Genomic DNA, 12,442 nt, shown 5'->3' on the forward strand with positions numbered 1-12,442 from the left:
AGATTTTTGCCTACCCATTAAAATATGTATGACAATAGTAGCTGCCTACTGAGAGACTTTTCTCTATTTCAAAATGATAAATCAACTATGGCCTACCAGGCTTGAAGAAGGACAAAGTGAGTTAGGGGCTGAGTTTCATCAGCAAAGCTAAATTAGCTCTAGAATTGAAGATATCGATCAATTCGCAAGGCTCTATCTATTGCAGAAACAGCAAGGCAGCTAGGCTTTCCCAGCTACCGTTAACAGACTTCAAAACACCTAATAGTGATCCGCTCCTCCGCCTAGATCTGTTAGTACAGTCATGAACTCATGGTTGTTTTTTAGGTAGTCAGCCGATGGGTAATCCATAAACTGCATACAGATCATTACAAGTCTCAGTTGAGAGAACTCGGTAAAGCTAATAAGTGTTTGAAACTGATTCGTCCTTATACTCTCATCAAACTGATTTGTATCACTGAGCCTTTCGGTAATCATTTTCACGATGTTATAGAAAACTCGAATCGTGTTATAGATGTGCTCGTCTTGATCAAGCTTCTCTAGCATTTCTTCTATTTCAGTATCTTGTGCATTGCGTTCACGAAAAGCTTCAATCCGATCTTCAAGCGCTCGTATAGCGCATACTCCTCCCAGAGATTTAACACCTTCCTCTTCCTTGAACTCCAATTTGAAATTTGCAAATGAAGCCCTCTGCGCTTCTATTAGCCCAAAGAAGTAGGTCTCAAATGATCTCAGCTGCTCATTTTTATGGTTCAGCTGCACCTCAACCCTAAGCTCTGTATTAGCTTGGTTCTGAAGATTTAGGGACTGAATCAACAATACCAAGGAGACAAAGCTAAGCAGTGGGCTAACAAGCCCATTAAAGAAACCACCAAAATCAACCCAATCAGAGGGCTGTTCTGAGATCTCATACCCCAGATTGAAATAAAACTGGAAGACATAAGAAGCAACGACTACAACCATCAATCCGATAGCTGCAATTGAATACCTATTAAGCATCGATAATACCTTCAACAATATATTTGATTACTCGGCCTGTGCTTGTAGTTTCCGTATGAACACGAAGATGTAGAGTTTCCCACTCTTCTCTTGGCTTACTGTTATTAGTATGCAAGTTTTTAGAAAAAGGCGCTTTAGATGCGACTTTAAGCTCTAGATACCTCTTCGTTGCAGGGAATCCAAATGCAACAGTTTCATCTGCACCTTGTATTTGAAGCCTACCATTGCCAGTATTGATATTAAGACGAGTTATACTTGCAGCAATGTCTCGTTTAGTTCTATCTGTTCGTGGTTTTAAAGTAGCATGTGTTGCACGGTCAACTTTAGCTAAGATAGTTTGTTTTTCTCTACTTTGTCTATACCTAAGCTTTACACCTTGATTAAAGTTATTAGATACAGTGTGCAAGTGATCAAGAGAGCTTGTTTGCAGTTGCTTAATTAACTTCTCTTCAAGTTCGACCCCAAGACCTTTCAGAACATTTTTAGCCTTTAGGGAAAGCTCAAGACTTTCTTGATAAAGAGCTTCATTTATAAAATAAGATATCAGTTCCGCAAATGCCTTCTTACCAATCTTATTGAATCGCTTCTGCACATCCACATCATAGATATCAATAGAGAATTGCTGACCAAAAGAGCCTCTAAAACTCTTTTTTAAGTTTGTTCGAACTTTGCTTTCACTCGATAGCCTCTCTGGCACTCGTTCTTCAAGAATTGTAGTTGCTATCTGTCTAGTGGCCTCAGACGCCCCTTTAAGTGTATCGAGTCCCGAATTCATATCTACAGAGTAGTCATCACTCGCCATCACAACATCAAAGTTGACGCTCATATACATTCCTAATGCGGTTAAATTGGTATGCATTCAGTATATACATGACAGCATTAATTAATAGTCATGACAGCAACTTACAGGTTTTTCGAACTGATTATTTTTGGCAGAGATAATTTACAAAACGGATTGTTTTACAATTATACGCTCGGGTTATTTATAGATTGTTAGAGCACCTACGTCTGACGTAAAAAGGATTCATTTAAAATGCGTTCTGGAGCACTTTCGAATTAGCCCTCCAAAGAGTTAAGCTAACGAACGTTAAGCTAACGAACGTTAAGCTAACGAACGTTAAGCTAACGAACGTTAGACTAACTCGGCGCCCCCCCTAGCAGCCCAAAAAAGTAAAACTGAGCTAAAAAAAAGCGAACCATTTTTGGTTCGCTTTTTAATGTCGTTATGAGCGTTTCGCTATCTAGCCAGTCACAATCTTAATTACGGTCACAAACTTAATTAAAATAGTCACAAACTTAATTAACACTCATCAGCAATTAAAAGATTACTCGTAGTCGGAGATTGGAGCGCATGAACACATTAGGTTACGGTCACCAAACACATCATCAATACGGTTAACCGTTGGCCAGAACTTGTTCAGCTTCACCGCTGCCGTTGGGAACACCGCTTCTTCACGCGTATATGGACGCTCATCAAACGCTGGGTCCATGATGTCAGCTAGGGTGTGCGGCGCGTTGTGTAGCGGGTTGTTGTCCGCTGGCCACTCGCCTGCTTCTACCTTGGCGATTTCGCCGCGAATAGACACCATTGCCTCGATGAATCTGTCTAGCTCAACCTTAGACTCTGATTCTGTTGGCTCAATCATCAAGGTTCCCGCCACTGGGAAGCTCATGGTTGGCGCGTGGAAACCATAGTCATTTAGACGCTTAGCGATATCCATTTCGGTCACGCCAGATGCTTCTTTAAGTGGACGCAAATCGATGATGCACTCGTGGGCAACACGGTCGTTACGGCCGGTATAAAGTACTGGGTAATGCGCCGACAGTTTCTTCATCATGTAGTTAGCATTAAGCAGTGCTACTTGCGTTGACTGACGTAGACCTTTTTTACCTAGCAACTTGATGTACATCCAAGTGATAGGCAAGATGCCTGCGCTACCAAATGGCGCGGCTGATACTGCGCCATTGTTGTCAGACTCAAGACCATGCTTAACCACCGCGTGACCGGATAGGAATGGCGCAAGGTGCTTTTTAACACCGATTGGGCCCATACCTGGTCCACCGCCGCCATGTGGGATAGCAAAGGTCTTGTGTAAGTTAAGGTGCGATACGTCTGCGCCGATAAAGCCTGGTGATGTTAGGCCTACCTGTGCGTTCATATTAGCGCCATCTAAGTAAACTTGACCGCCGTGATCATGGATCACATCGCAAATTTCAGCGATGGTCTCTTCGTACACGCCGTGCGTCGACGGGTAAGTGACCATGATGCACGATAGGTTGTCAGCCACTTCTGCCGCTTTGGCGCGAAGATCAGCCATGTCGATGTTGCCGGCTTTATCACAAGCCGTGACCACGATTTTCATGCCTGCAAGCTGCGCAGAAGCTGGGTTAGTACCGTGCGCCGATTGTGGGATTAGACAGATATTTCTGTGCGCGTCGCCACGTGACTCATGGTATTGCTTAATTGCTAGAAGACCCGCGTATTCGCCCTGCGCGCCTGAGTTAGGCTGCAGTGATACCGCGTCGTAACCTGTGATATCAATTAGCCATGCAGATAGCTCTTCAAGTAGCTGCGCGTAACCTTGCGCCTGATCTTGTGGGCAGAATGGGTGCATGTTGCCAAATTCTGGCCATGTAATCGGCGCCATTTCGGTTGCTGCGTTTAGCTTCATGGTGCACGAACCCAATGAAATCATTGAGTGGTTCAGGGCTAGGTCTTTATTTTCAAGACGCTTGATATAACGCATCATTTCCGTTTCGCTCTGGTAACGGTTAAATGTTGGGTGCGTTAAGATGGCATCTTTACGGATAAGTTCGCTTGGGATTGACGTGCTGCCGTTAGCAATAATCGCTGCATCAAGTGCTGCAATATCAGCGCTACCGTTTGAGCTATCGTCATCACCTAGGATAACGGCAATTAGCTCAGCAACATCGCTGCGAGTCGTGGTTTCAGACAAACTTAAACCCACAATGCCATCACTGTCGATGCGCAGGTTTAGGCCAGCAGCAGCAGAGCGTGCTTGTACAGCCGCAACGTCTAAGCCTTTAATTGACAGGGTATCGAACCAAGTGTTGTTCACGAGCTCAACGCCTTTTGCCGTTAGTGCAGCGGCAACGATGTCGGTTAGACGGTGAATGCGCTCAGCAATGGTCTTAAGGCCTTGTGGACCGTGGAATACCGCATAGAATGATGCCATGTTGGCAAGTAGCACCTGCGCGGTACAGATGTTTGAGTTAGCTTTTTCGCGGCGGATATGTTGCTCACGAGTCTGCATTGCCATACGCAGTGCGCGGTTACCACGAGTATCTTGTGATACACCGATAATACGACCCGGTAGTGAACGCTTATATTCGTCACGGGTCACAAAAAATGCAGCGTGTGGCCCACCAAAGCCCATTGGCACACCAAAGCGTTGTGAGTTACCCAATACTACGTCAGCGCCCATAGAACCTGGCGACTTAAGCAAGACAAGCGACATCATGTCGGCTGCAACCGATACCAGCGCCTTTTTCTCATGTAGCTGAGCAAATAGCTCAGTGAAATCGTTAATTTGACCTAGGCGGTTGGTGTACTGAAATAGCGCACCAAATAGCTCGTAGTTAACAGCGTCCTGTGCAGGGCCGACAATAACCTCAAAACCAAAACACTCGGCGCGAGTTTTAATCACGTCAACCGTTTGTGGGAACACATCGTCTGCCACAAAGTAGATGTTAGCTTTTTTCGCTTTAGAGACACGCTTAGATAGCGCCATCGCTTCTGCGGCAGCTGTGGCTTCATCAAGCAGTGATGATGAAGCGAGATCAAGACCAGTTAAGTCCATTGATACTTGCTGGAAGTTTAGAATCGCTTCAAGGCGGCCTTGAGCAATCTCTGGCTGGTAAGGCGTGTAGGCGGTGTACCAACCTGGATTTTCTAATACGTTACGCTGGATAACACTCGGTACTTCAGTGCCGTGGTATCCCATACCAATGTAGCTCTTGAAGACTTTGTTCTTGTCTGCAATTTTACGGATATAAGCTAAGCCTTCCGCTTCACCACACGAATCGCCAACCGCTAAATCACGGTTTAGCAAGATAGCGCCGGGTACGATTTGAGCGGTGAGATCTTCTAACGATTCAGCACCAACAAAATTAAGCATCTCTTGCTGCTGATCAGCACCTGGGCCAATGTGACGGCGTAGAAATAGTTCGTGCTGCTCTAACTGCGTAAGGGTTTCTTTGGTCATGGGTAACCTAGTTCCTATTTGCCAGTATCCTGCCTGTAGGGGGGCGGTGCTACCGGTCTCTTTAGTTTAGAATTCGATTGTTGTTTGGCTTATGTACGTTTGCTTGAATAGCTTGGCAAACGTATCTCGGCTCACACACTTTGACTGAAATATTATTAATTACATGTCTTTAGCTTTTGCGGCATAAGCCATATAACGAACAAAGCCCCACTCAGCGATGAGTTGGGGCTTTGTTTATCATCGACGCTTATTCTTCGTCGATAACTGCTTGATAACCTTCGGCATCAAGCAAGTTGTCTAGTTCAGTAAGGTCGGTTGGCATAACGCGGAAGAACCAACCATCACCAAATGCATCGCTGTTAACTAGCTCTGGAGAATCTTCCAGCGCTTCGTTAACGGCAATCACTTCGCCAGAAAGCGGTGCGTAGATGTCTGACGCCGCTTTTACAGATTCAGCTACTGCGCAGTCTTCACCCGCGCTTACGTCGTCGCCCACTTCTGGAAGCTCAACGAACACCATGTCACCCAAAAGCTCTTGAGCGTGCTCACTGATACCGACTGTGTAGCTTCCGTCTTCTTCTTTACGGATCCACTCGTGAGAAGAAGCATATTTAAGTTCAGCTGGGATATTGCTCATTGGTCTAAATCCTTATTCGATGTTCTAATTCTGTATTTAATAAGACGTTACACTGACTTGCCTGTAAGGCTTATATCAATTTTTGCACCTTTTTTACATCATAAGTGCAGCGATTTCATCTACTTTTTAAGGTTTGCGACATTGATACTGTTCAACCGCGCAAATCTAGCACTTTTCGCTTTATATCAGCGTTTGATGAAACCATAAACTGTAGCCTATTGATCCAATCTATCCACTAAGAGCATCAACAGGGCCAATAGATAACACTATCTTGATAAAGCGAATAAGTTTTCTATTCGCAGCATCACAAACCATTTTCTGAGGTGAAGGCGCAGGAATTTGATTCTAGTTTTAGGAGCCAGCGCGCAGTTGATAAGTATCAATGAGCACTGGCGACAACAAAGTAGATTCAAATAACCAGCATTAACCCAGAAAAATTAGAATGCTTGTTTACCGTTACGTACAAACGACGGTGCGATAACCTTTACTGGTACACGCTTTTTACGCATTTCAACTTCAGCTACGTCACCAATGCTGCGCGGTACGCGAGCCATGGCAATTGAGTAACCGAGTGTCGGTGAGAAAGTACCACTTGTGATGGTACCTTGCTGCTCAACACCGTCGCTATCGGTAAAGAATACTGACATGCCGTGACGGATAACGCCTTTAGCATCCATGATGAGGCCAACAAGTTTGTCGGTACCTTCAGCTTTAATCTTTTCTAACGCTTGGCGACCGTTAAAGTCGCGATCCGCTGGCTCCCACGCTACCGTCCAGCCCATATTAGCGGCTAGTGGGTTAACGCTTTCGTCCATATCTAGGCCGTAAAGGTTCATGCCTGCTTCTAGACGAAGGGTGTCACGTGCACCTAAGCCGCATGGGCGAATGCCCGCGTCTAAGAATGCTTGCCATAGGGCTTCGGCTTCTGATTCTGGCACGATAACTTCGTAGCCTGTTTCGCCGGTATAACCAGTGGTTGCAATAAATAGTGAGTCTGCTTGTACACCAAAGAATGGCTTCATACCTTCAATGGCAGCGTTTTGCGCGGCGTTAAATACTGTGGCAGCTTTTGCCTTAGCATTTGGGCCTTGAACGGCGATCATCGCCAGCTCTGGACGCTCGGTAACTTCAACGCTAAAACCGTTAACTTGCTCATTGATCCAAGCTAGGTCTTTTTCGCGTGTTGCTGAGTTAACAACAATACGGTACTCGGTATCTGATAGGTAATAAGTGATAAGGTCGTCGATGACGCCGCCGTTATGGTCAAGCATACCGCCATATAACGCCTTACCCGGAACTTTAAGCTTAGCGACGTCATTGGCTAGCAATTTACGTAAAAAGGCACAAGCGTCGTCACCAATCACATCAACAACTGTCATGTGAGAAACGTCAAACATACCGGCGTCCTGGCGAACCGCGTGATGCTCTTCAATTTGTGAACCGTAGTTAAGTGGCATATCCCAACCGTGGAAATCTACCATTTTGCCGTTCGATTCTAGATGCTTGTTAAAAAGTACAGTTTTGTTAGCCATTTTTATCCCTTCTTTGGGGTCTTCTAGTCTGCTGCTGATCCCCGCTCTTTATATAGAGTACTGTGTAGGGTACTCGAGTCAGCTATGGGGTTCAGATTAATGTCGTCGTATTAAAATGCGGCGAAATTATACCTTGAGACGCTACTTTGTATACAAAAGAATTTTCTAATCCGAACAGTTTTGTCATTAGTTTTTCTCATTATGAATTTGTGAAAATTTCACACAAAAACAGCTTTCATCAACAACACTAAAACAAACCTATGAAATTAAAGGCTTATTTAGATTCAACTAATGAGTCAAAATTGTTAACTCTGTTTGCGCTTACACAGGCTCGGCAAGTTGTTCTTGTTGCCTAGCGCCTGTTGAATAAACAGTGTTTTCAATGGCGCAAAATTATCAACGATATTTAAGCCCAGATCGCGAATGGCTTTTTTAATCGGGTTAGTGCCTTGGAATAATTTTTTAAACCCTTCCATTGCCGCTATCATCTCAAGCGCCTCGGCTTTACGCCAACGCTCTAAATCTCGCAGGTGACGATAATCACCAATGTCTTTACCTTGGTTTTTAAGCTCGCTTACCACCTCGACGATGCTGGCAGCGTCGAGAAAACCTAAGTTAACACCTTGACCTGCGAGCGGGTGAATGGTGTGAGCGGCGTCGCCCGCAAGGATCAAGCGCGGCCGTGCAAAGTGGCGTGCGTAACGCATACGCAAAGGAAACGATTGGCGTTCACTTTCGAGGCTGCACATACCAAGGCGACCATCGAATGCGGCGGTTAAGGCGCGCTCAAAGCTCACCTTATCTAATGCTAAAAGCTGCTGTGCTTTTTCTGGCGAGACTGACCACACGATTGAACACAGATCTTTTTCATATAAAGGTAGAAACGCTAATGGGCCTTCTTTATCGAATACTTGTCTTGCGGTGTCGCCGTGAGGCAGTTCGGTGCGAATGGTGGCCACTATGGCGTGGTGATTGTAGTCCCAGAAGGTCATGGGGATGTTACATTGCTCGCGCACCCATGAGTTGGCGCCGTCTGCAGCAATCACTAATGCGGCACTTAAGTTGTCGCCATTATCTAAGGTTAACCAGGCTTCTCGCTCGCCAAAGGCGATTCGCTCTAAACGCTGGTTTTCGATATAGGTCAACTCACTAAATTCTGAGGCGCGCTCAGCAAGTGCAAAGGCGATGGCGTCGTTTTCGATAATTGAGCCCAGGTGAGTTTCGCCCAGTGAATGCGCATCAAAATCGATTTTACCTAGGCTGTCTTTGTCCCACACCTGCATTTTTTGGTAAGGACTCACTCTTGCTGCAGCCAAGTAAGGCCAGGCACCTAAGTTGGTAATAAGTTGCTGGCTAGCTTTATTAATGGCGCTAACCCTAAGTTTTGCTGGGCCCGATACCGCTTGGGTGTGGCCTGCATCAATCACCACGACTTTAATGCCTTCCATTGCTAAGCCAATAGCCGTTGCTAGGCCAACCATGCCTCCGCCAACGATGGCAACATCATAAGTTTGCGTGCTTAACATCTTTTACCCTTACTCATTAAAACTGCTTTTGACCTAAAAACACGATTAATCGTACTGTTTAATCTCGCGCAGGCTATCTTGCCACGCGAGTGGCTAACTTTGGAGCCAGCCCATTGCTTTTTGCGCCACGGGAGCTTTTAGCGGTGGGAACCATGACAGTAATCGCAAGCCTAAATTACGCCCAATCACTAATGGCCAATGATCATTTGAAAACCCGCGCACGAGAAACTCAATATTATTCATGGTGCTTTTTCTATCGTCATTACGCCTTGCAAGGTAGGCGTGGGTGACGCTTGTGCCGCCCAAATCGATAGTCCCTTCGGGGTTAGCAAGCGCTAACTTGGTTAGCGCTTTTTCAATCACATCAATCAAGCACACCACATCACGTAGACCTAAGTTAAAACCTTGGCCTGCAATAGGATGTAGCGTTTGCGCCGCGTTACCTAAAAATACCGTGCGATGGTAAATCGGCCTTGGCATATACGACAGCAACAGCGGATAGCTATAGCGGTTGCCGATATCGATAAAGCGTCCAGCCCGGTAACCAAAGGCTTGCTGCAATTGCTCAATAAACTCGGCTTTGGGGGCAGCTAGTAGTCGCTCAGCTTCGCTAGGCGGTAAGGCCCACACCATAGATAACCGCGATTCATGCTTACTATCAGCCATTGGCAGTAGCGCTAATGGCCCTGTTTGAGTAAAGCGCTCATAGGCCCAGCCTTGATGCGCCTGCTCGGTATGAATATTGGCAATAATGGCGGTTTGATTAAAATCGACCTGTTCAAGTGGCTGCTTAAACGCTTGGCGCACTTTGGAGTTAACTCCATCGGCTGCGATTAATAGCTTAGCCGAGATCTGCTGACCATCTTCAAGGGTAAGTAATTGGGCATCAACTTGGGCTGTTACGCTTTGCAGTTTAGCTGGGCAATATAGCGCCACATCGCTCTTTTCAAGCAAGCTAAAGAGCTGCTTACCTACGGCTTCAAGCTCAACCACTTGGCCAAGATACGGCAGATTAAATGACTCACTGTTAAGCTCTGTCATACCAAAGTTGCCGCGCTCTGAAATATGGATATTTTCAATCGGCGTTGCTAATGACTCAAGATGCTGCCATAGATCCAGTTGCGTTAACTGAAATATTGAGCCATGGGAGATAGCAATTGATCGTGCATCAAAGCCTGGGTGATCGCAGCTTGGCTTGTGGGCTTCAATTAAGGCGATATTAAGTGGTTTTGCGAGCGATTTTGTCAGCTGGGCCAACGCCAGAGCTAAGGTAGCTCCCGCCATTGCACCGCCAACAATCGCGATGTCGACCTCGTTGATTTGGTTGCTACTTGCTAGCTCGTTAGGATTCGCCATGGAATGTATGAACTCAATAACAAAATAATGTGTGATATTGCTGATACAAAAACCGCCATGCAAACAGATGCGATGGCGGTATTGGGTCACGCGTGATAATTAGTGCATAACACCCACGTCGATGGGTTCGTCGTCATCGATGGCGGGGCCAAACTCGGCGTAGCACATTAATGCCGCCATACGAGTAAACTCCATCAGCTCAATCAGTGCCGCTTCAGACTCTTCGTCTTCACCAACATCAAACTCAACTTGTGCGATTTCTGACAAGTCCTGAATAACTTCACGCACATCAAGCGGCGCTTGGTTAAGTTTAGGTTGGATAATCGCGATACCCGTTAAGAAGCTTTGCACCCATAAAGATAACGCTTCAACACGCTTTGAAAGCGGCTCTTCCTCTTCTGGTAGCATTGGGCTAAAGCCAAAATCGGTATCTGACAAACGCGTCACCGCATCTTGGTATAGCTCTTCAATCAAGGCTTGCAGATCTTTTGGCAGTGCTTGGCCGTCATTCATCAGCTCAAGTAACGGCTGGGTCCAGCCTGAGGCGTGTTGCTCTACTCCGCCACAAATAAGCCCAACAAGAGCACCGTGAACTTCGACAGGGTGCTGACCAATTTCGGCAGCATTAAGTGCTGCAAGTAATTTATCCATGCGCAATGTAGGAAGGCTCGCCATAATAAAGTGTTATCCAATCACAAAATTTACTATTGTTCATGCTAGCAGAAGTGGTGAGCTCGACCAATAGTCGCCGCAATAAAGTGCCTAAAACTATGTGGAGTAAGCCACAAATGCAACAATCGTAATCAGTTGCAAAGTATACACCGACAAAAAAGCGGTTAATTTTGGCCATTATTGATGATGTAAAACTTGCTATTAAGTAACATCTAAACTAGCGAGTCGCTCTATGTTTGTACGCCAATGGCGATCTAAACAACAATTAATCTAAACTGAGCGAGTTTGCGCGTCGATCGTGTTGCACTTTGCTATTGAGACCGATATAGTCCGCTCAAGTACACGGTTAAAGGATCCTTTTCGGAATGAGTAGCAAGGCGATTGAAATTACCCTTATGGGTCGTACCTACTCTATTGCTTGTCCACAAGGACAAGAAGCTGCGCTTAGGCATGTGGCCAATAATCTCGAAAAGCAGTTAACCTCGCTTAAGGCACGTACCAATAACATTAGCCGTGAAGAAATTGCCATTATGGCAGCATTAAATATCGGTTATGAGCTGTTAGAAGAACAGCAAAAGAATCAAGATTATATAAGGCAGATGGATAATAAAATCGGTTTGCTGCAGTCGACACTTGAAGACGCGTTGGTTGAACGCGCTACAAAACCTGACGAAAAGTCGTTATAATAGAGTTTGCTTAATAAGCAGCTGATTACAGTTTTATCGTAAGCCCACTTTAGTCACCCGACTGGTTTACGAACACAAGTTTTGCTCCCTGGGATATTCGCTAGCTGGTAATGTCCCTGTGCCGATACTTACAAACCCAGGGTGAATGTTTTACTGACATTGCGCAAGCTCGGCTCGTACCGAGAAGCCTTAGGAGGTATTCATTTACCCGCCTTGAACCTACGGTTCAAGGGCTACACCAGCGGTCGGTATTCTGGGGAGCAATTTAATTCTTACATTAAGCCACTTTGTCGATGACTGAGTGGCTTTTTTGTTTCTGCGCATTGGTGATACCGACCTATCGGACTTTTAATGAAAAGACTGGGGGGAGCAATTTAATTTAATGAAAGCCATCGTTAGCAATAACGGTGGTTTTTTTATTTGCGCATTGGTGATACCGACCTGTCGGACTCTTTATGAAGACTCTTGATAAAGAGAGTGCGGGGAGCAATTTAATTTATAGGTCCTAAAAATATTGAGCCACTTTGTTGATGACAGAGTGGCTTTTTTGTTGTGTTAGGCGCTAGATCCTAGGACGCTTCGCTTCGAGGACGGGCTCCGCCCTGCTAGGAAGAGCAAAAGAACAAGACAAAACCAAAACAGAAACAGAACTGCTCAGTGCTTTTCCTAGAATCTTATTTGTAGGTTGATGTGGTCAACTAAAACTGTACACCAACAGGGGATGCGTATTTACGGAGACTGTAACTAACTTTGTGTAACTGCTTATCAAACTGTACTCTAAAAAGAGTCAAGGATAGGCGTATAATCATGA

General features: G+C 45.5%; 9 protein-coding genes, 1 other RNA gene and 1 pseudogene. 3 read left to right on the forward strand and 8 right to left on the reverse strand.

The genetic code is table 11. The annotated features are described in order from the left end of the window. Positions 1–258 precede the first annotated feature (258 nt). Together ACVBIO_RS18060 and ACVBIO_RS18065 are read right to left on the reverse strand one after the other, a co-directional pair. Positions 259–996, reverse strand: a complete 738-nt coding sequence (locus ACVBIO_RS18060; protein ID WP_447173156.1) for a hypothetical protein — start codon at positions 994–996, stop codon at positions 259–261. Next, a complete protein-coding gene (locus tag ACVBIO_RS18065; RefSeq protein WP_447173157.1) occupies positions 989–1,822 on the reverse strand; it encodes a hypothetical protein in 834 nt (277 codons plus the stop codon). The genes ACVBIO_RS18060 and ACVBIO_RS18065 overlap by 8 nt, the downstream gene beginning before the upstream one ends. Before the next feature lie 248 nt (positions 1,823–2,070). Between ACVBIO_RS18065 and ACVBIO_RS18070 the strand changes: the two are divergent. Continuing rightward, a pseudogene (locus ACVBIO_RS18070) lies at positions 2,071–2,154 on the forward strand (hypothetical protein); the annotation flags it as partial. 167 nt (positions 2,155–2,321) lie between these two features. On the opposite strand, the gene gcvP reads toward ACVBIO_RS18070, so the two are convergent. From gcvP to ACVBIO_RS18100, 6 genes are all read right to left on the reverse strand, one after another. Further along, positions 2,322–5,222 carry an aminomethyl-transferring glycine dehydrogenase gene (gene gcvP / locus ACVBIO_RS18075; protein WP_447162907.1) on the reverse strand — a complete coding sequence of 967 codons (2,901 nt, stop codon included), beginning with the start codon at positions 5,220–5,222 and terminating at the stop codon, positions 2,322–2,324. A gap of 247 nt (positions 5,223–5,469) precedes the next feature. Beyond that, entirely contained in the window at positions 5,470–5,859 is a 390-nt protein-coding gene (gene gcvH / locus ACVBIO_RS18080; RefSeq protein ID WP_447159572.1) for a glycine cleavage system protein GcvH, read from the reverse strand. Positions 5,860–6,296: 437 nt separating this feature from the next. Beyond that, entirely contained in the window at positions 6,297–7,391 is a 1,095-nt protein-coding gene (gcvT, locus tag ACVBIO_RS18085; RefSeq protein ID WP_447168982.1) for a glycine cleavage system aminomethyltransferase GcvT, read from the reverse strand. Positions 7,392–7,696: 305 nt separating this feature from the next. Then, the gene (locus ACVBIO_RS18090) at positions 7,697–8,917 is read right to left on the reverse strand and encodes an FAD-dependent monooxygenase (protein ID WP_447173158.1); all 1,221 of its coding nucleotides are present in this window, start codon (positions 8,915–8,917) and stop codon (positions 7,697–7,699) included. A gap of 93 nt (positions 8,918–9,010) precedes the next feature. Beyond that, entirely contained in the window at positions 9,011–10,273 is a 1,263-nt protein-coding gene (gene ubiH / locus ACVBIO_RS18095; RefSeq protein ID WP_447173159.1) for a 2-octaprenyl-6-methoxyphenyl hydroxylase, read from the reverse strand. A gap of 99 nt (positions 10,274–10,372) precedes the next feature. Beyond that, complete coding sequence (locus tag ACVBIO_RS18100; RefSeq protein ID WP_447159568.1) at positions 10,373–10,948, reverse strand: UPF0149 family protein; 576 nt, start codon at positions 10,946–10,948, stop codon at positions 10,373–10,375. A gap of 362 nt (positions 10,949–11,310) precedes the next feature. Between ACVBIO_RS18100 and ACVBIO_RS18105 the strand changes: the two genes are divergently transcribed. Next, on the forward strand, positions 11,311–11,631 hold the full coding sequence (locus tag ACVBIO_RS18105; RefSeq protein WP_012156522.1) for a cell division protein ZapA: 321 nt from the start codon (positions 11,311–11,313) through the stop codon (positions 11,629–11,631). A gap of 82 nt (positions 11,632–11,713) precedes the next feature. Then, positions 11,714–11,895, forward strand: a non-coding RNA gene (ssrS, locus tag ACVBIO_RS18110) — 6S RNA. Positions 11,896–12,442 lie beyond the last annotated feature (547 nt).

It is taken from the genome of Shewanella sp. 0m-8, from assembly GCF_052977265.1.

Bases quoted from the DNA above. Each gene is read 5' to 3' on its own strand.
- ACVBIO_RS18060 (WP_447173156.1), bottom strand. From the start codon at position 996: ATGCTTAATAGGTATTCAATTGCAGCTATCGGATTGATGGTTGTAGTC.
- ACVBIO_RS18090 (WP_447173158.1), bottom strand. From the start codon at position 8,917: ATGTTAAGCACGCAAACTTATGATGTTGCCATCGTTGGCGGAGGCATG.
- gcvH (WP_447159572.1), bottom strand. From the start codon at position 5,859: ATGAGCAATATCCCAGCTGAACTTAAATATGCTTCTTCTCACGAGTGG.
- gcvP (WP_447162907.1), bottom strand. From the start codon at position 5,222: ATGACCAAAGAAACCCTTACGCAGTTAGAGCAGCACGAACTATTTCTA.
- ACVBIO_RS18065 (WP_447173157.1), bottom strand. From the start codon at position 1,822: ATGAGCGTCAACTTTGATGTTGTGATGGCGAGTGATGACTACTCTGTA.
- gcvT (WP_447168982.1), bottom strand. From the start codon at position 7,391: ATGGCTAACAAAACTGTACTTTTTAACAAGCATCTAGAATCGAACGGC.
- ubiH (WP_447173159.1), bottom strand. From the start codon at position 10,273: ATGGCGAATCCTAACGAGCTAGCAAGTAGCAACCAAATCAACGAGGTC.
- ACVBIO_RS18100 (WP_447159568.1), bottom strand. From the start codon at position 10,948: ATGGCGAGCCTTCCTACATTGCGCATGGATAAATTACTTGCAGCACTT.
- ACVBIO_RS18105 (WP_012156522.1), top strand. From the start codon at position 11,311: ATGAGTAGCAAGGCGATTGAAATTACCCTTATGGGTCGTACCTACTCT.